The organism is Priestia sp. 53B2 (genome assembly GCF_056099005.1).
This window is the reverse complement of sequence record NZ_JBLZXA010000020.1, coordinates 94,777-119,975: the sequence shown is the minus strand read 5'-3', so window position 1 is coordinate 119,975 and position 25,199 is coordinate 94,777. Positions and strand designations below refer to the sequence as shown.

The window sequence follows — 25,199 nt, the reverse complement described above, 5'->3', positions numbered from 1 at the left end:
AACTAAATGAATCCAACCTAAAGATGAACAAATGAGATAGATGAGCTTGACTGCTTATTACACCGCAGTTGATTTCCGTGCAAGGCTTCGCTTTCCGCGGGCGGCCGCTGAGCCTCCTCGTCGCTTGTGCTCCTGCGGGGTCTCATCTGTTCCGCTGTTCCCGCAGGAGTCTTCGCCTTGCCCTCCAATCACCTGCTAGAAGGAACGAAACAGATGAAACTATATTCACCATCAAAAAAACGAACCACGAATCAAACATATTGATTAATGGTTCGTTTTTCACTTGGACTAAAATGCTTTTGTCCCAGCCTCTTTTTATTTAAGGAGATAAATCTCCTACAATTTTTGTTCCGTGTAATTCAGCTGCTTTTGTTTCTTTCATAACCCGCTCTGCGTTGCCTTCATGAATTCCTCCGCCGGGCAAAATAATAATACGTTCATTAGCATATGTGATCAATTCTCGGATCATATGAAGATTTTGCAAAGCAGATCCTTTCCCTCCTTTGGTCAAAATACGGTCTGCTCCCAATTCACTAAGTATATCGATGGCTTTGTATTTATCTTTAATCTCATCAAATGCCATATGAAACGTAACGCTTAAAGGATGAGCTTCTGCTATTAACTCTTTAGTGCGTCCATAATCGATTTCAGCTTCTTCTGTTAAAATGCCAAATACTACTCCGTTTACTCCAAGGTCTTTACATGCTTTAACGTCTTTTTTCATAATTTGAAATTCTGCTTCGGAATATATAAAATCACCGCTTCTTGGGCGAATAATCACGTTGATATCTGTATCAAGATGTTCGCTTGCATATTGAATGGTGCCGTAACTTGGCGTAGTGCCTCCTTGACTGAGATTGTCACACAATTCAATGCGGTCTGCTCCTAGCTTCTCTGCTTTTTTTGCCTGCTCATACCCTTCTGCACACGCTTCTTTTATGTACTTCATACTCTCAACTCCTTTATTGGCTGTATAAATAAAGCCCATCTTTAAAAAGATGGACTTCCTTCTGCTATTTAATCGCTTTATGAACTTTTAATTTCTTTCCTTTAATTGTTTTGTTCTTCATTGCTTGTAACACTTTGGTACCTTTTCCATTCAGAATCTCCACATAAGAAACGTTTTCTTGAATCGTAATAATTCCAATATCGTCCGCGGTTACTCCGTCTAATTTCGCAATTGTTCCTACAAAATCGACCGCTCGAATTTTCTTTTTCTTTCCTCCGTTAAAATACAGCTTCATAATGTCTTTATTTAATGACTCGCTTTTATCTTTTTTAACTTCTGGACGCTCATTAATTTTTTCAGTAAAAGCGGATGCTGCCTGCTGTACTTCTTCTTTAGAAGGAGGAGTAGATGTTGGAATTGAAAAGCCGATATATTCTTCAATTTCCGATAGCATTCTCTCTTCATAAGGCGTTACAAATGTGATAGCCTTTCCTTTTTTACCGGCACGTCCCGTTCTTCCTGTACGGTGAACGTAGCTTTCTTTTTCTAACGGAAGGTCGTAGTTAATAACGTGTGTGATATTATCAATATCAATTCCTCTCGCAGCTACATCTGTCGCCACTAAATAGCGGAATTTACCTTTTTTGAAATCATTCATAACCTCAAAACGGTCTTCTTGCACCATTGCCCCGTGAATTTTATCACAAGGATACCCAAGATCATCTAAATCATCTAACAGCGTATTTACCTGCTCTTGTGTGCGGCAAAAAATGATGCAGCTGTCTGGGTTTTCTACTGTGGTTACGTCTTTCAGCAGTTCAAATTTACGTTCGTTTTCTACTGATATAACAGAATGGTCAATCGTACTTGTCGTTAATCCATTTGCTTTGATTTCAACATCAACCGGCTTTTTCATATACTTGCGAGAAAGCTCTTCAATATCTTCAGGAAGCGTAGCGGAGAAAAGCATCGTTACACGCTCACTAGGAAGATGTTGAATAATTGCTTCTACTTGGTCAATAAAACCCATATTTAGCATTTCATCTGCTTCATCAATAACCAAATAACGAATTTTCTCTAATGCAAGCGTTTCTTTTTCTATATGATCAAGCACTCGTCCAGGCGTACCTACAACAATATGTGTTTTTTGCTTTAATTCTACTTTTTGCTTGGCAAATGGTGATTTTCCGTAGACAGCTGCTGCTTTAATTCGCTTAAAACGGCCGATATTTGTAATATCTTCTTTTACCTGCGCGGCCAGCTCTCGTGTAGGTGTTAACACTAAGGCCTGTGGCTTATTTTCTTCCCAGTTAACTAATTCACACAGTGGAATGCCAAAGGAAGCCGTTTTTCCACTTCCTGTTTGAGACTTCACGACAACATCTCTTTCTTCTAGCGCGATGGGAAGCACCTTGCTTTGTACTTCCGTGGGATGATTGTATTGCAGGCTAGAAAGCGCCTTAGCTACCTTGTCACTAAGATCATATTGACTAAAACTTCTTTGATTCATTTTGTACCCTCATTTATTTTAAATTAGTGATTATCTTTATCATGTCCTGATGCACTATGTTTCATTATACTTTAATTCTTCTATACGCGCTCAAGATTTAAAATCACATCAGCGGCTTTTGGATATACACTCATTTTGAAAGTCAAACTTACTTTCAGTTCATATACCTGCAATATAAAAAGTCAGTAAACTATCTAAGAAATAATAAGATAATAGCGGGCACTATGAATGGTTTGTTTTGGATATGTAGCATAACACGTGTAATCTATCCACTTGTATCTATCTAATTTCCTTTCTAACTTTTCACTGATTTCATCTTCAATTTCGTGCATTAAAGCAACCGTTTCGTAAATAGTCATCCCAAAACGATTAGCTGCTTGGTGATGGGGTGACTTTTCTTTAAGAAGCTTTAAAAATTGTTCTTTCGTCTCAGCCTGCTGTGCTAAATGATCTTCTACTCCCTCAATGAATTGATATAGCATGCGTTTGTTAATGGGAAGAGAAGCAATTATATCTCTTGCAAAAACCTCCATCATCTTTTCATTCACGGTCACTCCACCCTTCATCTTTACAACAAATCATCGTTTCATTTAGTTTAAACGTAATGATTACGATTTTCAACATAAATTTCTTCCTTTCATCTTGTACGCCGACGAAAGGAAGAGAAAAGCCGTTTTCTTATTAATAAGAAAACGGCTTTGGTATGAGCGATGAGGGATTCGAACCCCCGACCCCATCCCTGTCAAGGATGTATTCTCCCACTGAACTAATCGCTCGTGATATGTATTGACTATATTATAGAAAGAGTTATCCAATTTTGTCAACTATTTTTCCACAGTTCTGAAGTTGGAAGAATCATCTTTACTTTTGATAAAATAAAAACATGCCATAAAGGAGCGTGACGGGATGAAAGCGCATATTGAATTTTATTTTGATTTTGTCTGTCCACTATGTTTTCTAGCCACTAAGTCTTTAAGAGAAGTCATTAAAGAACAAAAAGCTGAGATTGAATGGAAGCCTTTTGAACTTTGTCCTGAGCCAGCTGAACAGATGGAGCAAATAGAAGATTTTTTAGAGAAACCTTGGAATCAATCGATAGCTCCCTTAGCACAACAGCTGCACGTGGAAATAAATATGCCGGACATGCCTCCAGTCCCGCGCACTCATTTAGCACATGAAGGCTTTCATTTTGCTAAAAAATATGGTCAAGAAATTGCCTATGTAGATGCTGTTTTTAAAGCTTATTGGGAAGAGGAAAAAGATATTAGCCAGATTGAAGTCTTAGCAGAAATCGCTGATTCCTTGCATTTAGATAAAGAAATATTTACACGTATCTTAAAAGACCGGACGTTCGAACAAGTTCATAAAGATAGCTTAGTTCATGCGTATGAAGATGCTCATGTAACGAAAGTACCAACTTTAAAAATTGGCAGCCGTGTACTTCAAGGATTCGCTTCCACAGAGACAATCGAAAAAGCGCTGTTCCATGAACATTCTGCTAAAGACAGAGAGAAATGATTTACTAAGAGGTGCATTTGATGAATATTAATTATTATTTTAGTCGGTTTTTAGCTAAGAAACCGGATAGCCCAACGTATGAAAGCTTAGCTGCTTTACAGAACAAACACATGCTTCATGTTCCTTTTGAGAACTTAGATGTTATGTCTCAAACCCCTATTATAATTGATTTAGAACGAATTTTTCAAAAAGTAATTGTAAATTTGCGTGGAGGATTTTGCTACGAATTAAATGGTCTATTTGGCTGGCTGTTAAAAGAAAGCGGATATGAAGTCTCTTACGTTTCAGCTACCGTCAAAAAACCCGATGGCACGTGGACCATTGAAGGAAGTCACGCTACAAACCTTGTGACAGTTGAAAATCAGTCTTACATCGTAGACGTTGGATTTGGAGATTCTGTGCGCAAACCAATGCCTCTAAATGGCGAAGTAGTAAGAGATGTAAGCGGCTCTTATCGTATGACAAACGTTGCTGAGCATATGTATGATTTGCAACGATGGGAAGATGATGTATGGAAAACGCTGTACCGTGTGTCTACGCTTCCTAAGAAACTGACTGACTTTACTCCCATGTGTGAGTTCAATCAAACGTCAGCCGATTCTCCGTTTGTACACAAACGTCTTGTTACGATCGCAACCCCTACAGGGCGCATTACCCTCTCTGGTGAAACGCTAACTGTAACAGATGGAGAAAAAAAGACGAAAAGGAACGTTTCAGAAGAAGAAATACCTGATATTTTACAAAATCATTTTTATATTATTAAAGGATTTTATTAATATGTCCTTACACAAAAAAACCGGCCTCTTATGGGGCCGGTTTTTTTACAGGAGTAATCATCCTGTTTTCTACAGGCGACTTTAAAATAATTGAGGTATTCACATTTCCATAAGGAATCAGTTCATCCACTAGCATTCTAAGTCCATCCATTCCAGACACGGCTGCTTTGATAAAGTAAGAAACCGGCCCCGTTACGCGATGACATTCAAGCACGTCTTCATTTTGCTCAATAAAGTCTTCAAATTCCTCCGGTTTTCTTTTTAATTCGCTTACTTGAATAAACAGCTGTGTATCTCTTCCTAAAGCTTTCGGAGACACCGTAGCGCTGAAACGCTGGATCACTCCTCGTTCCTGAAGACGCTGCAGTCTTTCTGATACGCTTGGACGGCTAAGAGCCAGCTTTTTTGATAAATCACTAATCGTCATACGCCCGTCCCTTTGCAAAATAGACAATAGTTGTGCATCGATTTGATCCATACAAACCTTTCCTTTCAAAATGAATATAATAAATAAAATCTTTATTCAAGTTGATAATAGAACAAGTATTATTTCCTTCATTTATACATGTGTTTTCTTTATTTAATATCCTATCATTAAAGTAGATGATTGAAAATGAAAATTCCGAAAAAACAAACAAAGGGGGTTTATTTATGAAAAAAGTTTTATGGATTATTCTTGGATGTACGATTGCAAGTATTGGTGTTCTTATCTTGCGGCACTCTCACGTAGTGACGGGGGGAACAGCTGGTCTGTCTCTAAGCTTGTCATATGCCCTTCCCTTATCGTTTGCGGTGATCTTTTTTCTCATTAATATTCCTTTTTATCTCTTTTCCTTTTTTCAAATGGGATGGAAATTTACCGCCACAACTATAGGATCAGTATCTTTGCTATCGCTTCTCACTTCACTCGATCACTTGCTTCCTTCTTTTACACTTCCCAGCCTGATGGGTGCTGTTACGGGCGGACTAATTGCCGGCCTTGGCTTATCCATTTTATTTATGAACGGAGCTTCTCTCGGCGGTGCTAATATTCTAGCGTTATTCGCGCAGCGAAAATTCGGCTGGGATCCTGGAAAAGTGAATTTTTCATTTGATTTCCTTGTCGTGCTGTCGAGTATGTATTCAATTGGACTTTCAAAAGGAATTTTCTCGGTTATGTCCATTGCGATTACAGGTTTTGTCATCAGTTACTTCAAGCAAAAGATTGCTTTACACAATCAACCGACATCTGCTTCTGCCACACAGCCTTTAGATAATGCGCTTTCTAAATAAAAACCACGATTTAGCTGTCGCTAAATCGTGGTTTTTATTTACATTTTTTCTACTTTTATAAAATCAAATTGGGCTTCATACCCTTCTCCTTGAGGACTACAAGCATAAATACCAACTTGAACAGGTTCTTTGGTTGAGTTCAATAAGTGAGCGAGTCGGAGCTGAGTCCAAGAATCTCCATCACTTGAATAACAAACGGTGTAATCATCGTTTTTGCGCTGAATTTTAAAATAAAGCGCTGATTTGTTTTGAGTGAAATTTTGACTGGACCAATCTGAGAAGCCCTGGTTGGTTACGACTGCTCCTAATTGGTTAGGACCATCGGGATTGTATTCAACTGACGTTTTGATCCACGTATCTTTTGATACACGAATCATGAGACCTGCTTGATCGTAGCGATTAACTGGATATGTATGCACCTTTGTCATGATTTCAAAGTCGCCTTCTACTTCACGGTAAAGAAAGTGTCCATTGTCCGCTTCAAAGCCATAATGAGTACGCTGCCAAAAATCCGTTTTAGCGTCTGTTTTAATCACTAATCGATTCGTTTCTGTATCAATTTGAAATTGAGCTGGTGGACAATACCAAGAAACGTCTGAATCTAATTTTCCTTCTGAAAAGTTTGTGAAAAATACTAGTTGATTACTCACTCTCTGTCATTCCCTTCTTAGAAGCTATTATTCTTCTATTTCTATTTTGCCATAATTTAACGAATAAATAAAATATTTTGATTATTTTTCTTGTAAATTCTTTTCTTTCATAAAAAAATAAGACTCTTTTACATAGAGTAAAAGAGTCTTATTTTTAAATTAATGCATTTAGAATAAGTGCTCCTGCAAAAGCAATAAAGGATAGAAGCGTTTCCAGAACGGTCCATGTTTTGAACGTTTCTTTCACTGTTAATCCTAAATACTCCTTCACCATCCAGAAGCCAGCATCATTAACGTGAGAGAACATTAGTGAACCCGCACCCGTAACGATCACAAGCAGTTCTAAGTTAACACCGGACATATGCTCAATGATTGGTGAGACAATACCAGCCGCTGTTGTTAATGCAACTGTTGCTGAACCTGTAGCAATACGGATTAATCCAGCAATTAAAAATGCAAGTACAAGTGGTGATAGAGATAGATGTTCAGACATTTGACCAATCGTTGTACCTACTCCGCTATCGATTAATACTTGTTTGAAGCCACCCCCTGCACCAATAATTAAGACAATAGATCCTACAGGAAGCAAACATTCTTCCGTTAGTTTTTTAATCACATCTTTTGTCATACCTTGACGTTTTCCAAGCAGGTAAAACGCTGCAAAACAAGCAATTAAAAGTGCAATTAATGGACTTCCTATTAATTCTACAAACTTCACTACGCCGCTTGGCAATCCGTTAATAACAGGTGCTATAGCTGCTAAGATCATTAATAGAACGGGCAGTAAAATGACAAAAAATGAAACGCCTGTACCAGGAAGATCTTTTGATGTTGTTGTAATACGAATTAGATCAGGTTCTCCTTCTGGAATCACTCGTTTGTGAACCCATTTTGCAAAAACTGGTCCAGCGATAATTGCAGCTGGAATTGAAATGATTAATGCGTATAAAAGCACTTTCCCCGTATTTGCTCCGTAAATACTAATAGCTGCCATCGCTCCTGGATGGGGAGGAACGAGACCGTGAACAATTGATAATCCTGCAATAACCGGCAGAGCAATCAATAATATATTTTGTTTTGTTGTTTTATGAATGGAAATAACTAAAGGCAGTAGAATTAAAATTCCTACTTCGAAGAAAACAGGAATACCAATAATGAAACCTGCTACTAGCATCGCCCATGGCAGTCTTTTCACACCGAATATTCTTACGAAATAATCCGCTACCTGCATGCCGGCACCTGAATCGGCCATCAGCTTACCTAAAATTGTTCCCAGCGCTAAAATTCCTACTAAGTGGCCTAAAACACCGCCCACTCCCGTTTCGTAAGCGCCAACAATTTTATCCATTGATAACCCAGAAGCAATTGCCAAAAACAAACTCGCAACCGTTAAACTAATAAACGCATGCCATTTAAAAACTGAAACACCTACAATAACAATAACAATTGCAGCAACTGTAATAGCTAATAAGTATGCATCCATCTTGCTTTCCACCTTCCCTTTAAGTAAACGCTTTCTCTATGTAGCAAAAAAGCTCTACACCCTGTGAATTTTTTAAAAAATAAGTTCCAATTATCGAAATCGTTTACATTAATTATTTTAGAAAACGATTTCATTTCTTTATTACTTAAATTATATGAAAAAAAAATTCTTAAATCAACAAAAAAACTCAAAAAAATTTTATCAATTTTCTTCCATATAGTTTCAACACATAAAAAAATCCAATCATGTTAATGATTGGATTCATCTTATTTATTTGGTGATGGTTGGATCAGCCGTTTGACTGTCGATAATCGGTTTTTCGCTTGTTTTTAACGTTATTTCTTCATATTCCCCCGGCGCTAATACACTTTTATCTCCTCTCATGAAATACGTGTAAGCGATGATAGAAATGAATAGACCAAATGTCCAGGCATTATCCCATAAAAAGCGCAGTCCAGGAATCAGTAAGCCTAAAACGGGTATGGCCACGCCAATTACTAATGCATAAATACCGTTTTTATTAAAACCTGTTGAATAACTGTAGCGACCGTTTACCTCATATAAATCCTTTAATGCCATCTGTCTCCTTCTTACAAGCCAGTAGTCAGCAATGGCGATGCCGTCTATAGGGCCAAGCAGCGCTCCGTATGTTCCAAGCCAGCCGAAAATATAGTTCCCGAAATTAGACATGATGTACCATGGCTGAAGTAAAATAGCAAAAATACCGGTCACTAGCGCCCCCATCGCAAACGTGATTTTCTTTGGATTCAGATTCTCAATTGCACGGGCCGGCGCGACAATATTTGCTCCCACATTAATCGTTAAAGAAGAAAGCACGATAACGATTGTTCCTAAGAAAATGATAAACGGAGGGAATTTAGCTACTAAGGCCACTGGATCCCAAATAGCTTCTCCAAATATAACGATTGTTGCTGAGGTAACAGCAATTCCAATAAATGAAAAAATACTCATCGTCAATGGCAAAGAGAAGGTTTGCGCAACCATTTGAGATTTTTGACTTCTAGCATATCGACAAAAATCAGGAATGTTCAAAGCGAGCGTCGCCCAAAATGCAATGACTCCAGTTAAAGCAGGGAAAAATACGGCTAGAAATTCTCTGGTTGATGTAAATTTAGAAGGCGTAGATAAAATGGGGCCCCATCCTCCCGAGTTTGTATAAGCCCATATAAAAAGAATAATAGCTGAAATACCAATAACCGGAGCAGCAATCGCTCCTAATACTTTAATCGCTTGCGGTCCTTTATATGCCACTCCTACATTTAAAAGCCAAAAAAGAGCAAATACAATGGCTGTATGACCAGCTAAACCATTCCAAGACGAAAACGAAGCGCTCAGCAGTGTATCAATTGCTTCCGTTCCAATCCATGTATTAATTCCAAACCACCCAGCAGCCACAATGGCCCTAGCCAGTGCTGGGATATGTGCTCCTTTATCTCCAAACCACAGGCGGGCAAATACTGGATAAGGAATGCCAAACTTGGTTCCAGCGTGAGAATTAAGCAAAATAGGAATAAGAACAATAACATTTCCCAAAAAGATTGTACCAATTGCTTGCCACCAGTTCATTCCAAGCGTCATCATTCCGCTCGCCATTGTGTAAGCTGGAATACACAGACACATCCCAATCCAAAGCGTGGCAAAGTTAACTCCTTTCCAAGAATGCTCTTTCATCGTAGTAGGACGTAAATCCTCATTCCAAAGGTCACTGCCGCTCAGCTGATTGTGCGTCTCATCCGTGAGCGTCACAATTCCATCTTGCTCGATTTGTGTTTTCATCCATAAAACCCCTTTTCATAAAATAAGTTCATTCCAAAAAACAAATTTTGTTTGAATTTTCTGGAATATAAAGGCGTTTGTGACGATTCCTTCTAGTATGTGATAAATACTAACGTTATCCCTTATTATATTTAATGAGAAACGGGGATACACTGGACAAATTGTAACATTATTTGAGGGAACTTTTATATATTGTGTAGTGTCAACTCTTTTGGTTGTTAGATAACCTAACACACAAAAAATCATCGCTTGGAAGCTTCAAGCGATGATTTTGGATATTAATGTACGTATTTTTTTTGAAAAGCCGTAATGCTTTCGTATTCTTCTTTAAATAAGCGAGCCAAACGAATATAGATAGCCGTTAACTCTTTATATACTTCACTGTTTTCTTTGATTGGATAATGATGATTAGTCGCTCCAACCATATCAGAAACAACGTTTAATGAGTCAACTTCGCCAAGGCTATATAAGCCAAGGATAACTGCTCCTAGACATGAACTTTCAAAACTTTCCGGCACGGATACTTCTTGGTTAAAAATATCTGCCATCATTTGACGCCAAAGTGCGGAACGTGCAAATCCGCCTGTTGCCTGAATTTTTGTAGGCTCTCCAATTAACTCTTCAAGTGCCAATAATACCGTATACAAGTTAAAAATAACGCCTTCTAATACAGCACGAATCATATGTTCTTTTTTATGATGCAAACCTAAGCCAAAGAATGAACCTTTAGCATTTGCATCCCAAAGCGGCGCACGCTCTCCTGAAAGGTATGGGTGAAACAATAAGCCGTCTGCTCCCGGTTTCACTAAAGCCGCAATATCCGTTAATACTTCATACGGATCTTTTCCAAGACGTTTAGCTGTTTCTACTTCCGACGCTCCAAACTGATCGCGAGCCCATCTGAAAATCATACCTCCGTTATTTACGGGGCCGCCAATTACCCAGTGGTCTTCTGTCAACGCATAACAGAAAATACGACCTTTAGGATCGACTACTGGCTTGTCAGTCACTGCTCGAATAGCTCCGCTTGTCCCGATTGTCACAGCAACAACGCCTGGTTCAATTGCATTTACGCCTAAATTTGATAATACACCGTCACTTGCACCTACAATAAAGGGCGTATCTGGAAGTAAGTGCATGTCAACTGCAAGCGCTGGGTTTAACCCTTTTAACTGATGCATTGTTGAAACAGGAGTGGATAACTGATCGGTTGTAACACCTGCTACTTTAAGTGCTTCTTCATCCCACGCAAGATTTTTCAGATTAAACAAACCCGTTGCTGATGCAATCGAATAGTCGATAACATATTCGTTAAACAACTTAAAGAATACATATTCTTTAATTGAAATAAACTTATGTGTTCCCTTCACTAATTCAGGCTGTTCATTAGAAAGCCATGTTAGCTTGGAAAGCGGCGACATCGGATGAATAGGCGTGCCCGTACGCAAATAAATCTCATGACCATTGTATTCATTTTTAATTTTTTCAGTCCATTCTGCACTTCTATTATCTGCCCACGTGATACATTTTGTCAGCGGTTTTCCCTGCTGATCAACGGCAATAACACTGTGCATAGCCGAGCTGAATGAAACGCATAAAACATCATCAGGTTTTACATCGCTCGTTTTTACAACCGTTTGAATTGTACGTACAACTGCTTGAAAAATTTCTTCAGGATCTTGCTCAGCCATCGCGGGCGTCGGCGAGTATAATGGATACTCAATCCCATGATTCGCAATGACTGTACCGTCTACTGAAAACAATACAGACTTTGTACTCGTTGTTCCGATATCTACACCTATTGCATATTTTTTGCTCATGCTGCTGTCCCCCTACTTTACTTATTTACAACACCGTGGCCGCCAAATTCATTTCGAAGTGCTGCTACAACTTTTCCTGTAAATGTATCTTCCTCTAATGAACGATAGCGCATCATTAGTGATAAAGCAATAACAGGAGTTGCCGTTTGAAGATCAAGAGCAGTCTCTACGGTCCATTTCCCTTCGCCAGAAGACTGCATGATCCCTTTAATACTATCTAGTTTAGGATCTTTTGAAAACGCATTTTCCGTTAGTTCCATTAACCAAGAACGAACAACAGATCCGTTATTCCAAACGCGCGCTACGGCTTCATAGTCGAAATCAAACTGACTTTTTTCCAGAACTTCAAATCCTTCAGCAATGGATTGCATCATTCCATATTCTACACCATTGTGAACCATTTTTAAAAAGTGACCGCTTCCGCTTTTACCTGCGTACATAAATCCATTTTCTACGCAAATATCATTAAAAATCGGTTCAATTGTACGGAATACTTCCGCATCTCCGCCGATCATTGTACACGCTCCATTTCTTGCGCCTTCCATTCCGCCGCTTGTCCCTACATCAAAGAAGTAAATACCTTTTTCCTGAAGATCATGAGCACGTCGAACAGATTCTTTATAATTAGAGTTTCCTCCATCTATTATAATATCTCCTTCTGACAGAAGTTCTTTTAGTTCTGTAATAACATTTTCCGTTACTTCTCCAGCCGGAACCATAATCCATACAACTTTAGGTGAAGGGGGAAGTTCATTGACTAGCTCTTCAACAGTAAAGGCGTCAGTTGCCCCTTCGTTTGAAAGTTTTTCTACCGCTTCTTTATTTACATCATAAGCTACTACTTCATGATGATTGTCCATTAAATTTAATGATAAATTATATCCCATTTTTCCTAAACCGATTAATCCAATTTTCATTTTACAAACTCCCTTTGAAAAAAAATTTCACATTACCTCCATTATACGAATTATTTTTCATTTTGCAATCGTTTACAAGAAAATTTTTTTCACTCATATTTTTGTGCTATACTCTTTTTACTACTAAATTCGCGGAAAGGAACATCAGTTATGACGCAAAATTGCTTAGGAAAAATTCGTTCTCACTATGCTAGATTCAGTGAAAAAGAGAAAAAAATAGCAAATTATATTTTAGAACAGCCGGAACAAATTATTCACAGTACCATTAATGAAGTGGCAGACGATTTAAATGTAGCTGATGCAACAGTCTTTCGCTTTTGTAAACGAATTGGCTTCAAGGGCTATCAAGCGATGAAAATAGCGCTGGCTGCTGAAATTATGACGCCTATTCAGCAAATTCACGAGGAAATTGCTGAAACGGATAATGAAAAAACGATTGCTGAAAAAATCTTTCGCTCCAATGTGCGAACGCTTGAAAATACATTACAGATACTAGAAAGCAACGCTATTGAAAAAGCCGTCAAACTTCTTATGAAGGCGGATAAAGTTCAGTTTTATGGCACGGGCGGCTCTTCAGTAGTGGCTATGGATGCTTTTCATAAATTTGTTCGAACAGGAATTAAAACGTTTGCATTTATTGATTCCCACTTCCAGCTTATGTCCGCTTCTCAATTAACGAAACAGGATGTAGCGGTAGTGATTTCTCATTCTGGAACAAATAAAGACACGATGAACATTTTAAATACAGCAAAAGCGAACGGTGCCAAAACGATCGGTATTACGGGTTTTCCAAAATCTCCATTAAGCCAAAATGTCGATGTTTCTCTTTATACGAGTTCAGAAGAAACAGAATATCGATCTGAAGCTCTTGCCTCGAGGATTGGACAGCTAAGCCTCATTGATGCTTTGTACGTTAATGTAATGATTGCAAATAAAGACGCCTCTAAACACTCGCTTGAAAAAGTACGCGATGCCATTGCTGAAACTAGAATTTAATGTTTCGCCCTTATATGTTCTTCAACTATAACACTAAACAGAGCATAGAATATATGCTCTGTTTAGTGCAGTTCTTCGCTTAAAATTTTCAGGTTTTAATTCTCATTTAACATTTTCTAAGTTGCTACATATGATAAAGCACAACTTTTAAAAAGTAGGTGAAGTGTGTATGGATATTATCTATCGCACTGCAAAACTAGATGATTATACAGAAGTAAATAAAATATTAGGGGAATCACTAGAACTCCACGCAAATGCGCTTCCTTCTATGTTTGATAATCAAATGGCTGTTTTATCTCCGGAACAATATCAAGCTACTCTTTATTATGCAACCATTGATATTCTTGTAGCTCAATATCGAAATCAAATTATTGGAGCGTCTGTTGTTGAATTAAAATATAACCCTCCCACCACATTAGCTCCTCTTTCCTACACAGCGTACATCCAATATTTTGGCGTTAAGAAAGGCTTTCAAAATTATGGCGTCGGAAAAGGTCTTTTTTCTGCTACGAAACAGTGGGCTGTACAAAAAGGAGCAAATGACCTCCAGCTTACCGTATGGGCATTTAACGAGAAAGCACGTGCTTTTTATGAAAGTCTTGGGCTGAAAAACTTAAGCTACCTTATGACTACTTCACTACAGCCATAAATCGTTCCATCAACGAAGACTAGACACGTAGGTGATACGTGCCTAGTCTCCGTTATTCAAATAAAAGACTCAATCATTTCGACGTGTTAATTTACGCAGCTTATATACATACTAAAAGAAGTTTATTACGTAGCCGGATTGCCCTCTTGCAGCTGTTCTTGTTCATCACGCTGACGGTGAGCTAAACGACTTGCCGCACTAGAAGCTACGCTCGCTACTAAATCATCTAAAAAGGTATTAACTCCTTTTTCTTTTTTACAGTCCAGCTTTTCAATAATGCCTACTTTTACTTTATCTAAATAGCCAAAGGTCGTAACAGCGATACTGCCATAGGTTAAAACGGCACCTAGAGCAATCGTTTCGTCAACACCAAACAACCCTTCGTCTTGTTCTACAATACTTTGAAGAGGTTCTGATAATTTATTTTGCTCAGCTAACTTATCAAGTTCGATTCCAACTAGAAGCGCATGCTGAATTTCTCTCTTTTGCAATACTCTTTCTACGCTTTCAGCGCATTCCTGAATGGTTAGAGCTGGATGATAAGGAAGCTGTAAATCATACACAATTTCAGCAATATCTAAAACTGTTACGCCACGCTCTTCTAGCAAATCAAATGTTGCCTTTGCTACTTCTTTGCTCGTTGGGATTTTTTTCGCTGTCATGTCTCTCTCTCCTTTTCAAGTTGTTGTCTCTCTTTATATTAAATTCGATGAGAGGCGCTAAAAACCTTTTTTGTTTCATCCACTTGAATTCATAAACTCGTCACATATCTCTTTAGGCGCTCATTACATTTACTTGCTATAATGAAATTATCTAATCAGGAGGTTTGTCTACTGTGGAAGAAAAACAAAGTAAATTTAGCAGAGGCTTATTATTATTTTTCATTGGCGCAACAGCCCTGTTCTTTATCGTCTTAATCGTTCTGTTTCTCATGTCTACTTTTGGAAAAAGCGAAAAAGAAGCCGTAGCTCTTCTAGCAGGGAATCACTACGCTATCGTTAAGGAAGAGAATTCATATACTCTTTATGATCAAAAAGAAAACAAGCCTATTTTAGAAGATGTAAACGGCTATTTCGGTGCTCGTAATATCCGAAGTTATGTAAAAAATGACACAGAATTGGTTTCGATTGATGAAAAAGAAGAAGAATATACGAAGAAGCCGCTAGAAAAAGCCAGCCAAGCAGAAAAAGCTATGTTAAAAAAAATGAAAAAATTAGATTAACCAAAAGCGCTTCAGTCGATTCTGAAGCGCTTTTTTAATGACGCATGCCTCTTTCTCGTCATTCGCTAAAAAATTCGTTACAATAAAATAAAGAACGGTTATTAGAAAATGTGTTACAATAAAGGTAACGCTTTCATTCAAATGCATAGGAGTCGATTATTCATGTCAGAAAGTAAGCGGAAGTTAGAAGAAATTTCTTTTTATAGTGACGCACTACAAGAAGATGTCACGTTACTAGTCTATTTGCCGTCAAACTATTCTACGCTCTATAAGTATTCCTTACTTATTGCCCAAGACGGAAAAGATTATGTTATGTACGGACGGACACCTCGTTTAATTGATGATTTAATGAACGAGTCAGAAATCGATCGTACTATTTTTGTTGGAATTCCATATAAAAGCGTGGAAGACAGGCGCGATAAGTATCATCCAGAAGGAAATCAAGTAGATGCTTACATTCGCTTTTTAGCACATGAACTTGTGCCATTTTTGGATAAAACATATCCTACATATGAAATGGGAAAATCACGTGTTCTAATTGGTGATTCGCTTGCTGCTACAGTTTCACTTCTGACGGCCATTGCGTATCCTCACACGTTCGGGAAAGTAATTATGCATTCTCCTTTCGTGAACGATGCTGTATTACAAACGGTCAACTCATTTGCTTCTCCTTCACTTCTGGATTTGTATCATGTTATTGGGACTGAAGAGACGGATGTCAAAACAACACAAGATGGTATATTGAATTTTATTGAGCCTAACCGCCTGTTGCACGAACAAATGAAGCAGCGTGGATATTCTGTTTTCTACGAAGAATTTAATGGAAATCATACGTGGAAATATTGGCAAAAAGACGTAAAGCGGTCGCTTCAATATATGTTGAAGTAGAAAGATACCATATTTTTTGAAAATTTGTTATAATAAGCTCGCTTTATACATATTTTATGATCTTACTTTGGAGGGATTTTTTATGAAATTTGGTGTTGTACTTTTTCCATCTAAAAAATTGCAAGATGTAGCGAATTCTTATCGAAAGCGCTATGATTCTCACTATTCATTAATTCCGCCTCATCTTACATTAAAAGAAGTCTTTGAAGCTACAGAAGACCAAATTGATGAAATTGCGGCTAACTTGCGTAAAATTGCCGAAGAAACAAATCCATTTACATTAAATGTAACGAAAGTAAGCTCATTTTCACCAGCTAATAACGTTATTTACTTAAAAGTAGAACAAAAGCCAGAACTGACGTCACTTTACAATAAACTTCATGAAGGCAATCTCGAACAGCCAACTGAGTATTCATTTATTCCACATATTACAATTGGTCAACGCCTTTCAGATGATGAGCACTTAGATGTGTATAGCCAGCTGAAGCTTGTAGATGTCGCTCATGAAGAAACAGTGGATCGCTTTCATTTAATGTACCAGCTTGAAAATGAAACATGGACTGTTTTTGAAACATTTCGTCTTGGAAAGGGATAAGATACGTGAACATCAAAGTACTAACGAACAAACAAGATCATTCTGATGCTTACTTCGTACGTCAAAAAGTATTTGTAGAAGAACAGCAGGTTGATGTAGAGCAAGAAATCGATGAATACGATTCCGAAGCCCTGCATTTAGTTGTATACAAAGGAACTGCACCAATTGGAGCAGGACGCTTCCGTATAGTAGAGGACTATGGAAAAGTTGAACGAATCTGCGTTCTTTCTTCTTATCGCAAAGACGGTGTAGGAAAGCTTTTGATGGATAAGTTAGAAGAGCTCGCAGCAGAGCACGAGATTGAAAAGATTAAGCTGCATGCTCAAACGCATGCGGAAGGATTTTATAAAAAGCTAGGCTACGTAACGGTTTCAGGTGAATTTATGGATGCTGGAATTCCACATGTAGAGATGGTAAAGAAACTAAGTAAAAAACACTAGGAATTGAACCTGGTGTTTTTGCTTTTTTAAAGGATAAGAACCTTTGCTTTGCTTATACTAATACCTAATCATGTGAATTAGGTGAAAATATGGATGAACTTATCGGAATTGCATTAGAACTCTTTATCGGATTTATCTGCTTGTTTATTTTAACTAAATTTTTAGGCAGAGCGACGATCACTCAGCTTACCACTTTTGATTTTATCTCTGCTCTTGTATTAGGAGAGTTAGTAGGAAATGCGTTATACGACTCAGAAGTAGGAATAGGCAAAATTTTATTTGCTGTTATCTTTTGGGGAGCGCTTATTTATGTTACCGAAGTTATTACTCAAAAAAATATTCGCCTGCGCTTGTTTTTAGAAGGACGGCCATCTATTATTATTCGAAAAGGGAAAATTTCGTACAAAGAACTTAGCAAAAATCGATTAGATATCGATCAGCTTCTTCATATGCTTCGTTCAAAAGACATATTTTCCATTCGTGAAGTTGAATATGCGATTTTAGAAACAGATGGATCACTAAGCGTATTGCCAAAATCTGATTATGCTAAGCCAACAAGAAGCGATCTACAGCTGCCTCCTTCTGAACCAGTTTTATCTATCGCCTTCGTCAGTGATGGACGTTTGCTTTTGAAAAACTTGATTCAGTCAGGCTTTGATGAAGACTGGCTAAAAACACAGTTGAAAAAACAGGGATTTACCGATTATAAACAGGTGCTTTATGCTGAATGGCAGCAGGGCAGTACTCTTTTTATTGAATCTTACTAAAATGTTTTTTACTTGTTCATTACTTTGTTAAAAAATCGTGAGCGCATTCATCCTGCTGCGTTCACGATTTTTTCTATTAGACACGTGTATTAATCACTAGGCCCTTATTTGTTAGCTTGCTGTATATACACTCTGCTGCTTGAAGCTTTTTTCGCTTTTGTACTGAACTTGGCGTCAATTCCAGTGAGTGAGAATGCGATTCAAACTCTTCGTCAAAGCTTTTTTTCTCAATAGGCCAAATACGATTTGAAAAAGAAACATTATTTTTTTGAAGGCGATTTACGTATTGAATAGATTGATAAGGTGTGACGGGCAGTATGTATCCCATATGAACCCTCCTCTTTTTCAAGATACCTTCTACTCCCAGACCTCAGTATTTTTCTCAAGAAGTATCGACATTGAAACAGCTCACTTAAACCCTCTACTTTAGACTTGTTCAAAACAGATGGCATCTTGTATCTATACCGCCTTTTTTGAACATATGTGATGTCTTATTCAATATATACCCTTTTTTACACCCTATCCCTCCAAAAATATCCGTGCTCTTTTTAAGAAAAGATGATTTTGATATGATAGACTTTGACTATAAAACAAAAACTGTGCGTATACACACATCTATATCGATGTAGAACGAGAGCGGCTTCTTGCTTTAACTCCCTCTTATTTACTATTGATTATTCATGTTTTAAAAAGGAGGCCATGTTTTTTGCAACGTGCACTTTATCAAAATCAGATACTTAATCTTGCTATAACGTCTAGAGACCGATTTCAATATTTATATGAAGCTAGTCTCCGAGGAGAAATGACGTGTGCTCACTGCGGAGAACCAGTTAAATTATATCTGGGGATTGAGCATTCTCCTTACTTTTATCATGCTCAAGTTCCCCATGAAAGAGAAGAGTGTTCAGACACACTATCAGAAACAACAGCTGTACAACAAATAAAAGAAAATCCGGCTGAATACAGAGAAACCAATGGATTTCGTATTCCTAAAGGACGAGCTATTGGTGAGAAAAGTTCAACTGTAAAAGAGAAAGCGACATGGAGGTCTTCCGCACCTTTTTCAAGTGTTCCTGCTTTTCGCTTAAAACCAGCTGTTCCTAAACACTCTGACTCTCCTTATTTAAATGAATTTAAAGAGAGCGGTATTGAATTAGATTCGAATCAATGGAAAGCTGTTACACATTCAGAAGGACCGCTCCTTATTCTAGCCGGTGCAGGAAGCGGAAAAACGCGTGTATTAACAGCCCGCACCGCATATATGATACAAGAAAAACAAATTGATCCAAAATCCATTATGCTGGTGACTTTCACGGCTAAATCAGCTAAAGAAATGAAAGAACGATTGGCTACATACCCAAAGATGTCCGGCTTACATCTTCGTCAAATGCTAGTTGGAACTTTTCACAGCATTTTCTTACGTATGATTGTTCATCATAATCCTCAAGCGTGGCAAATGGACCGCCTGCTAAAATGGGATTGGCAAAAAGAACAGATTGTGAAAGAAGCAGCAAGAGAGCTCCACGTGGATGAAAAAGATTTTCCGTTTGATCAGGCACTTCAGCAAATCGGCTATTGGAAAAACACGCTTGTTGGGGTGCAAGATGTTCGCCCAAAAGACAAATGGGAACAAGATGTGCACTTTTTATATCGTCGCTATGAAGAAGTCAAAAAGCAAAAACAGCTATTCGATTTTGATGACATGCTGTATGGATGTTATGAAATGCTAAAACAAAATCCCGATTTACTAACTCGTTATCAAAAAAGGTTTCGCTATTTTTTAATTGACGAATTTCAAGATATCAATAAAGTTCAATATAAAATTATGAAAATGCTAAGTGAAGACTCTAAAAACTTGTGTGTCGTAGGAGATGATGATCAATCAATTTACGCTTTCCGCGGAAGCGACCCTTCGTTCATTTTAAACTTTGAAAAAGATTTTGCTCATACAACGGTTATTACGTTAAACCAAAATTATCGTTCAGCTCACGCCATCGTTTCTTCCGCTAATAAAGTCATTGCACGAAATACAGCGCGCCGACAAAAAGAAATGGCTGCCCAGTTTGATAATGAGTTGCGACCTACATTCTTCTTTCCCTACGATGAAGAAGAAGAAGCAACAATGATTGTAACGGATATGAAAGAAAAGATTAAGCAAGGGGCTTCTCCAACTGAATTCGCGGTCTTGTACCGAACTCACGCTTCTTCACGCGCCATCTTTGAACGTTTATCGCAGTCAAACCTGCCATTTTCAATCGAACAAGATGCGGATTCGTTTTATAAAAGACGAATGGTTCGAAGTTTACTTTCATTTCTACGCTTGAGCGTGAATCCAAATGACGCAAGTTCGCTACAAGATTTAGTAAACGCACTCTTTTTAAAGAAAACAGCAGTCAATGACTTAAAAGCAGCAAGTATTCTTCATGATGGTACATTTATTGATGCACTTGAATATCTTCAAGATTTAAAACCGTTTCAGCAAAAAAAGCTCAAGAAAGTAATTCCTTTATTCAAGTCGCTAAAATCAATGTCTCCTTCTTTGGCACTTGAGACGATTTCTAAAGATATGGGATTCGATGATTTTGTCAAAAAACGCGGAAATGAAGGAAATATGATGGAAAAAGGTTCGGATGACGTGCGGGATTTAAAAGTTGTAGCACGTAAATTCAAAACCGTCCCTGAACTGTTAGAGCATGTGGACCATATGATTGGCATGAACACAGAGATGAAAGCTTTAAGCAAGCAATTTAATGAAAGTATTCAGTTAACCACAATTCACCGAGCAAAGGGTCTTGAATATAAGCATGTATACGTACTGAGCAGCGTAGATGGCGGATTGCCTCATGATTATGCACTCGAAGCTTATCGAGGCGGAGATGATGTGCCGCTTCAAGAAGAACGCCGCCTTTTATATGTAGCAATGACGCGTGCACAGAATTCACTTTACTTATCTGTTCCGCAAACTAGAAGAGGTAAAACCGCTTATCCTTCAAGATTCCTGAAGTCGTTTATAAAAAAAGTGTAAAGGAAAAACAAGCTGAAATAAAAAGATTTTAGTTGAAGGAAGAAGCTAGGACAAAAGTAGTTTCATTAAAGTGAAAAACGAACTATCTATCAAAAACGGATAAATAGTTCGTTTTTTTATAATCGTGGTGAACGCAGGTGCTTCTAGCTGTTGGTTGGAAGGCAAGGCGAAGACTCCTGCAGGAACAGCGGGACAGATGAGACCCCGCAGATCGCAAGCGACGAGGAGGCTCATCGGCCGCCCGCGGAAAGCAACAGCGGTCGAACAAGCAGTCCAGATTATGTATCCAGATTGTTTGTCTTTAAATTGGATTCCTGTAGTTATGTTTTAACCTCTTTTTCTTACTTCAAGCTAGCGTCCATAACTAATATTCTCATCATCTATTATTAACCAAATGTTCCACTAAGAGGTAGATATTCGTAAGTGGATACGTTACACTACGTTATGTACTGTACTACTATATTTTAGGGGGCTCCATTATTGAACACAAAGCTTATTCATGAAAATGAAAAGATTTTTTTCATTCTGTGTATGGTTATCAGCTTATTGACCTATTTCTTTTTAATTATTTCACTCGTTGGTATTATCTACCTTGTAATCGGTTTTTTAATTACATTTATACTCCACGGTTTTTCTATTGCTCAAATTCGCAACAATGGGGTTAGATTGACAGAGAAGCAGTTCCCGCACACTTATCATCAGGCAAAACAGTTATCTTCAGAGCTGGATTTAGAGCTGCCCGATATTTATATTGTTCAATCAGGCGGATTGTTAAACGCGTTTGCTACACGTTTTTTTGGACGTCACTTTGTCGTTTTATACTCCGACATTGTTGAAATGATTGAAGATAATCAAGAAAAAGAACTTTCTTTTATTATTGCCCACGAATTAGTTCATATCAAACGTAAGCATACACTCTACCACTCACTTATTCTACCTGCCCTTTGGGTTCCTTTTTTAGGAAAAGCTTACTCTAGGGCCTGTGAATATACGTGTGATCGCATAGCTTCCGTTGCGATTGGTGATGCAAAAGCTGCCACTCAAGCACTCACTATACTTGCGGTTGGTCATTGTCTAAATAAAAAAGTAAATCAGGAGGAATTTGTTCATACGCACTCACAGGAAAAAGGTTTTTTTATGTGGTTGAATCAAACTACTTCAACTCACCCCCCTATCGCTCATCGGATTAAAGAAATTAATTACTTAGCACAGCATCCGGAACTGTTTGATCTTGATTCTAACGCATTCCAAACAAATGAAATTGCATAAATGGAAAAAAGCCCTGACAGGTCAGGGCTTTATATAAAAACGTTAAATTATTTTTTCTCATTTAGCATTTTAGCGATGGTCGCAAAATCAATGGATTGATTATTGTTTGCAATCGCCTTAACAATTTGTTCTTCTTTTTGTTTTGAAATTGGCTTATTCGCAATTTGTGCTACTCGCTTCACAATATTACGCACCGTTTGCTCATCTTTAAAATTAGCATTTTGTACAGAATTCGCAAGTTCAAAAATATCCTTCATATTAACGCCTGTTTTCTTTTCTATATTTTTAAACATATTATTATCCATTTTGCATGACCTCCTTTATTTATACTTCATCGTATGCACCATGTGCCTAGATGGTGCCCTTTACATTTAATAAAAAAAATAAAGTGCGAGTGAAACTTCACCCGCACTTTTCGGTGCCTTATTCATAGAAGGGATTAATTGTAAAAACAAACACAACCAACAATAATTAATAGAATGAATAATACAACGATTAACGCAAAACCACCGCCGTAGCCACCACCGTAACCACAACCACCGTAGCCAAATCCGCAGCCCATAATATTACACCCCCTCTGTTTTACTCCCTATACTGTATGTTCACTCAAATGATTTTGTATGGGCTTTTCAACTGTGTACATTAAATTTCATTGTCCAAACGGATCTTCAGCATCTTGCTCATCAAGTCTTTTTACATTTTGCTGCAGTTTCCTCTCTTGCTGTTCCATCTGCTTTTCTGCTTTTTCTACTTCATTCATTCTCTTTCGATGTTCTTCCATCATATGCTGTTCAAAAAAACGTTCAAATTCATCGAAAAAATCTGGCATCTCTACACCTCTCTCCACTCTATGTAAAAAAGCATTGTCCGAGTGACAATGCTTCTATTGCTTATCGCTTTGGTAACTTTGAACCACAGCCGCAACCACCTTGTTTTGGAGAAGGGTACTGGACTGGCTTAGGAATAGCCTGCCCTTTCTTCACCGATTGTTTTGTCATTGGTTGTGGATGATAAGGCAGGGGCTGAGGGTATTGATTAGGATTATAATTATAATGATAATACATCATGTTTCCCTCCTTTTCACAGCATCCTATCTATAACATTATATTCTGGACTAAAGAAAGACGTTCTATCTTATTTGTCCATTTTGCGCTGCAGGGACAAGAATAAATCCGTGCTGTTTTTTGGTTTTCTTACTCTCGATCTTTCTCCTCCCTTTTGCTCTGTCACTTCACGCAGCCGATTTTGCAGTTCTTGAATTGTCCCTTGAGCTTGATGATTGTACTGTACAATGGACTGTTCGGTTTTTGATTTTTGTTCATTAACGCATGCTCTGAGCCAATCTATTTTTTCCTCTAGCTTCTTTTTTTCTTTTTCATGCTTTTGCTGTAATTCCACTAACTCTTCCTTAATATCTTCATATTCAAATTCTTGGTGCTTGAATTTTTGATATTCTTCTTTATAAAAAGCCAACTCCGACTTCAATGAAGCAATATATTTTTTCGTTTTTTCCTCGCTCATGCCCTTCACTCCTCCATTATAAATAACCCACAGCTTCTAAAAAATCAGTTAAAGATGAATAACACTTTTTATTAACATGAATATGCTGTAATTGAGTTTATTATTTCCTTCATTTTTTATGCTCGCTCCAACTAGAATTTATTCCGATAAATTCCGCTTTTACTAAGGAACATAAAAGCTGGTCATTCATACACTATAGTAGTCCGATACCTAGTAACGAAAAGCGTAAAGGAAGGACAATTACAATTAGGAGGTTTAAAAATGGCAGAACTTTTTGAATCATTATGTATCCGCGTACCTAAAGTGTACGACTGGGTTAGACGTCAAGTTGTTTTACCACAAATCTTTACTAACGATACTTCATTGTTTAATGAAGAAAATCTTAAAGATTTAGGCCATGACGTAGAAGTGGAAATTGTTTTAACAGATAGTGAAGGTCACCCTGTAGATCCTTCAGATGAAGACGCACTTGATAACGTGATTGAGCTTGTGCCACACGGTGGTCGCAGACCTAAAAAAATTGTGTTACCAGATGGAGAAGTTGTTGTTCTTCATGAAGTAAAATTATCAATTAGCGGCTTTTACCGAGTTAAGTTAATTGAATTGAGTGGACATCACAAACACGATGAGGTTGAATCTAGCGTTATTCCTTGGAAAATACATCAGACATTCTATTTATGCGCCCCGGAAGGAACAGAACCTGTTGTCCACCTTGAATCTTTTGAAGGAACTGACGGTTCTCTCAGATTATCAGATTGTCACTTACAGCAACTAAGTTTTGATCTTGTATTGTGCCTAAGTGTCCAAATTGAAAAAGATGTAAAAGTTGAAGTAGAGGGCAGCTTCTGCTATCCTCGCCCTGAAATCATTTCCACAAGCAGCTGCTCACCTATTGAATATCCACCTCAATGTGATGCTATTTTCCCTGGAAAGCCACATCACGATGATTTTGATGGAGACGACGTAGAGTCAGACTTCGACCTTCACGACTTTGATTAACGAGATAAAAAGCCAGAGGAGAATATTTCTCCTCTTTTTTCATCGTTTACAAGCTTTGTGCATACATATAAATAAAACTGCTGTGGGCAGCTCAGGTTTACAAACTTAATTCATAGCTCAGCAGGAAAGGAGACTA

The 25,199-nt window shown here is 37.9% G+C and carries 31 protein-coding genes and 1 tRNA gene; 14 read left to right on the top strand and 18 right to left on the bottom strand.

Translation table 11 applies throughout. The features are described from left to right. Positions 1–57: 57 nt before the first annotated feature. The 5 genes from ACN6NE_RS14820 to ACN6NE_RS14800 all read right to left on the bottom strand — a co-directional run bounded on the left by ACN6NE_RS14820 (position 58) and on the right by ACN6NE_RS14800 (position 3,235). Positions 58–192, bottom strand: a complete 135-nt coding sequence (locus tag ACN6NE_RS14820; RefSeq protein WP_014461531.1) for a hypothetical protein — start codon at positions 190–192, stop codon at positions 58–60. 127 nt (positions 193–319) lie between these two features. Continuing rightward, positions 320–949, bottom strand: a complete 630-nt coding sequence (locus ACN6NE_RS14815; RefSeq protein ID WP_474325776.1) for a copper homeostasis protein CutC — start codon at positions 947–949, stop codon at positions 320–322. Between the two features lie 64 nt (positions 950–1,013). Beyond that, positions 1,014–2,459 (bottom strand): DEAD/DEAH box helicase, encoded by a 1,446-nt coding sequence (locus tag ACN6NE_RS14810; protein ID WP_129706320.1) that lies wholly within the window; start codon positions 2,457–2,459, stop codon positions 1,014–1,016. Positions 2,460–2,653: 194 nt separating this feature from the next. Further along, positions 2,654–3,007 (bottom strand): hypothetical protein, encoded by a 354-nt coding sequence (locus ACN6NE_RS14805; protein WP_057241365.1) that lies wholly within the window; start codon positions 3,005–3,007, stop codon positions 2,654–2,656. A 156-nt stretch (positions 3,008–3,163) separates the two neighbouring features. Beyond that, positions 3,164–3,235, bottom strand: a tRNA-Val gene (locus ACN6NE_RS14800). Positions 3,236–3,365: 130 nt separating this feature from the next. Here ACN6NE_RS14800 and ACN6NE_RS14795 point away from each other — a divergent pair. Together ACN6NE_RS14795 and ACN6NE_RS14790 are read left to right on the top strand one after the other, a co-directional pair. Further along, positions 3,366–3,977 (top strand): DsbA family oxidoreductase, encoded by a 612-nt coding sequence (locus tag ACN6NE_RS14795; protein WP_474325775.1) that lies wholly within the window; start codon positions 3,366–3,368, stop codon positions 3,975–3,977. Between the two features lie 20 nt (positions 3,978–3,997). Next, a complete protein-coding gene (locus tag ACN6NE_RS14790; protein WP_474325773.1) occupies positions 3,998–4,753 on the top strand; it encodes an arylamine N-acetyltransferase family protein in 756 nt (251 codons plus the stop codon). Positions 4,754–4,781: 28 nt separating this feature from the next. Here the strand turns inward: ACN6NE_RS14790 and ACN6NE_RS14785 are convergent, their stop codons facing one another. Then, positions 4,782–5,231, bottom strand: a complete 450-nt coding sequence (locus ACN6NE_RS14785; protein ID WP_129706314.1) for an Lrp/AsnC family transcriptional regulator — start codon at positions 5,229–5,231, stop codon at positions 4,782–4,784. Positions 5,232–5,404: 173 nt separating this feature from the next. Here ACN6NE_RS14785 and ACN6NE_RS14780 point away from each other — a divergent pair, with 173 nt between their 5' ends. Continuing rightward, on the top strand, positions 5,405–6,025 hold the full coding sequence (locus ACN6NE_RS14780; RefSeq protein ID WP_129706313.1) for a YitT family protein: 621 nt from the start codon (positions 5,405–5,407) through the stop codon (positions 6,023–6,025). A 38-nt stretch (positions 6,026–6,063) separates the two neighbouring features. Here ACN6NE_RS14780 and ACN6NE_RS14775 read toward each other — a convergent pair whose 3' ends face one another. The 5 genes from ACN6NE_RS14775 to gnd all read right to left on the bottom strand — a co-directional run bounded on the left by ACN6NE_RS14775 (position 6,064) and on the right by gnd (position 12,692). Further along, complete coding sequence (locus tag ACN6NE_RS14775; RefSeq protein WP_028407502.1) at positions 6,064–6,675, bottom strand: DUF1349 domain-containing protein; 612 nt, start codon at positions 6,673–6,675, stop codon at positions 6,064–6,066. Between the two features lie 154 nt (positions 6,676–6,829). Further along, a complete protein-coding gene (locus ACN6NE_RS14770; RefSeq protein WP_129706311.1) occupies positions 6,830–8,158 on the bottom strand; it encodes a GntT/GntP/DsdX family permease in 1,329 nt (442 codons plus the stop codon). A 270-nt stretch (positions 8,159–8,428) separates the two neighbouring features. Next, complete coding sequence (locus ACN6NE_RS14765; RefSeq protein ID WP_129706309.1) at positions 8,429–9,955, bottom strand: NCS1 family nucleobase:cation symporter-1; 1,527 nt, start codon at positions 9,953–9,955, stop codon at positions 8,429–8,431. Positions 9,956–10,233: 278 nt separating this feature from the next. After that, the gene (gene gntK, locus ACN6NE_RS14760; protein ID WP_098579475.1) at positions 10,234–11,775 is read right to left on the bottom strand and encodes a gluconokinase; all 1,542 of its coding nucleotides are present in this window, start codon (positions 11,773–11,775) and stop codon (positions 10,234–10,236) included. A gap of 17 nt (positions 11,776–11,792) precedes the next feature. Continuing rightward, positions 11,793–12,692 (bottom strand): phosphogluconate dehydrogenase (NAD(+)-dependent, decarboxylating), encoded by a 900-nt coding sequence (gene gnd, locus ACN6NE_RS14755; protein WP_129706305.1) that lies wholly within the window; start codon positions 12,690–12,692, stop codon positions 11,793–11,795. 150 nt (positions 12,693–12,842) lie between these two features. Here gnd and ACN6NE_RS14750 point away from each other — a divergent pair, with 150 nt between their 5' ends. Together ACN6NE_RS14750 and ACN6NE_RS14745 are read left to right on the top strand one after the other, a co-directional pair. After that, positions 12,843–13,688, top strand: coding sequence for a MurR/RpiR family transcriptional regulator (locus tag ACN6NE_RS14750; protein WP_013055460.1), 846 nt, complete (start codon positions 12,843–12,845; stop codon positions 13,686–13,688). Positions 13,689–13,857: 169 nt separating this feature from the next. Then, positions 13,858–14,337: a GNAT family N-acetyltransferase gene (locus ACN6NE_RS14745; RefSeq protein ID WP_013055459.1), complete on the top strand. Its 480-nt coding sequence runs from the start codon at positions 13,858–13,860 to the stop codon at positions 14,335–14,337. Positions 14,338–14,462: 125 nt separating this feature from the next. Here ACN6NE_RS14745 and ACN6NE_RS14740 read toward each other — a convergent pair whose 3' ends face one another. After that, positions 14,463–14,999: a phosphatidylglycerophosphatase A family protein gene (locus tag ACN6NE_RS14740; RefSeq protein ID WP_013055458.1), complete on the bottom strand. Its 537-nt coding sequence runs from the start codon at positions 14,997–14,999 to the stop codon at positions 14,463–14,465. 173 nt (positions 15,000–15,172) lie between these two features. Between ACN6NE_RS14740 and ACN6NE_RS14735 the strand changes: the two genes are divergently transcribed. The 5 genes from ACN6NE_RS14735 (at position 15,173) to ACN6NE_RS14715 (ending at position 18,249) form a co-directional block, all read left to right on the top strand. Further along, complete coding sequence (locus tag ACN6NE_RS14735) at positions 15,173–15,559, top strand: hypothetical protein (protein WP_474325770.1); 387 nt, start codon at positions 15,173–15,175, stop codon at positions 15,557–15,559. Between the two features lie 162 nt (positions 15,560–15,721). After that, a complete protein-coding gene (locus tag ACN6NE_RS14730) occupies positions 15,722–16,447 on the top strand; it encodes an alpha/beta hydrolase (RefSeq protein ID WP_129706303.1) in 726 nt (241 codons plus the stop codon). Positions 16,448–16,529: 82 nt separating this feature from the next. Next, positions 16,530–17,042: a YjcG family protein gene (locus tag ACN6NE_RS14725; RefSeq protein ID WP_013055455.1), complete on the top strand. Its 513-nt coding sequence runs from the start codon at positions 16,530–16,532 to the stop codon at positions 17,040–17,042. 5 nt (positions 17,043–17,047) lie between these two features. Then, the gene (locus ACN6NE_RS14720; RefSeq protein ID WP_129706299.1) at positions 17,048–17,482 is read left to right on the top strand and encodes a GNAT family N-acetyltransferase; all 435 of its coding nucleotides are present in this window, start codon (positions 17,048–17,050) and stop codon (positions 17,480–17,482) included. Positions 17,483–17,571: 89 nt separating this feature from the next. Beyond that, positions 17,572–18,249 carry a DUF421 domain-containing protein gene (locus ACN6NE_RS14715; protein ID WP_013081784.1) on the top strand — a complete coding sequence of 226 codons (678 nt, stop codon included), beginning with the start codon at positions 17,572–17,574 and terminating at the stop codon, positions 18,247–18,249. Between the two features lie 76 nt (positions 18,250–18,325). Here ACN6NE_RS14715 and ACN6NE_RS14710 read toward each other — a convergent pair whose 3' ends face one another. Further along, complete coding sequence (locus tag ACN6NE_RS14710; protein ID WP_474325768.1) at positions 18,326–18,577, bottom strand: hypothetical protein; 252 nt, start codon at positions 18,575–18,577, stop codon at positions 18,326–18,328. Between the two features lie 378 nt (positions 18,578–18,955). On the opposite strand from ACN6NE_RS14710, the gene ACN6NE_RS14705 reads away from it, so the two are divergent. The 3 genes from ACN6NE_RS14705 to ACN6NE_RS14695 all read left to right on the top strand — a co-directional run bounded on the left by ACN6NE_RS14705 (position 18,956) and on the right by ACN6NE_RS14695 (position 22,543). Further along, positions 18,956–21,274, top strand: coding sequence for an ATP-dependent helicase (locus ACN6NE_RS14705; protein ID WP_474325767.1), 2,319 nt, complete (start codon positions 18,956–18,958; stop codon positions 21,272–21,274). 150 nt (positions 21,275–21,424) lie between these two features. Beyond that, the gene (locus ACN6NE_RS14700) at positions 21,425–21,664 is read left to right on the top strand and encodes a hypothetical protein (RefSeq protein WP_129706291.1); all 240 of its coding nucleotides are present in this window, start codon (positions 21,425–21,427) and stop codon (positions 21,662–21,664) included. Between the two features lie 90 nt (positions 21,665–21,754). After that, positions 21,755–22,543 carry a M48 family metallopeptidase gene (locus ACN6NE_RS14695; protein ID WP_240702586.1) on the top strand — a complete coding sequence of 263 codons (789 nt, stop codon included), beginning with the start codon at positions 21,755–21,757 and terminating at the stop codon, positions 22,541–22,543. Between the two features lie 47 nt (positions 22,544–22,590). Here ACN6NE_RS14695 and spoVIF read toward each other — a convergent pair whose 3' ends face one another. From spoVIF to ACN6NE_RS14670, 5 genes are all read right to left on the bottom strand, one after another. Next, positions 22,591–22,848: a sporulation-specific transcription regulator SpoVIF gene (gene spoVIF, locus ACN6NE_RS14690; RefSeq protein WP_013055449.1), complete on the bottom strand. Its 258-nt coding sequence runs from the start codon at positions 22,846–22,848 to the stop codon at positions 22,591–22,593. Positions 22,849–22,982: 134 nt separating this feature from the next. Then, the gene (locus tag ACN6NE_RS14685; protein WP_013055448.1) at positions 22,983–23,105 is read right to left on the bottom strand and encodes a YjcZ family sporulation protein; all 123 of its coding nucleotides are present in this window, start codon (positions 23,103–23,105) and stop codon (positions 22,983–22,985) included. An 87-nt stretch (positions 23,106–23,192) separates the two neighbouring features. Beyond that, complete coding sequence (locus ACN6NE_RS14680) at positions 23,193–23,372, bottom strand: hypothetical protein (RefSeq protein ID WP_129706289.1); 180 nt, start codon at positions 23,370–23,372, stop codon at positions 23,193–23,195. Positions 23,373–23,433: 61 nt separating this feature from the next. After that, on the bottom strand, positions 23,434–23,610 hold the full coding sequence (locus ACN6NE_RS14675) for a hypothetical protein (RefSeq protein WP_165351683.1): 177 nt from the start codon (positions 23,608–23,610) through the stop codon (positions 23,434–23,436). A gap of 67 nt (positions 23,611–23,677) precedes the next feature. Beyond that, positions 23,678–24,064 (bottom strand): hypothetical protein, encoded by a 387-nt coding sequence (locus tag ACN6NE_RS14670; RefSeq protein WP_129706287.1) that lies wholly within the window; start codon positions 24,062–24,064, stop codon positions 23,678–23,680. 261 nt (positions 24,065–24,325) lie between these two features. Between ACN6NE_RS14670 and ACN6NE_RS14665 the strand changes: the two genes are divergently transcribed. After that, a complete protein-coding gene (locus ACN6NE_RS14665) occupies positions 24,326–25,063 on the top strand; it encodes a BMQ_0737 family morphogenetic spore coat protein (protein ID WP_129706285.1) in 738 nt (245 codons plus the stop codon). Positions 25,064–25,199: the final 136 nt, after the last annotated feature.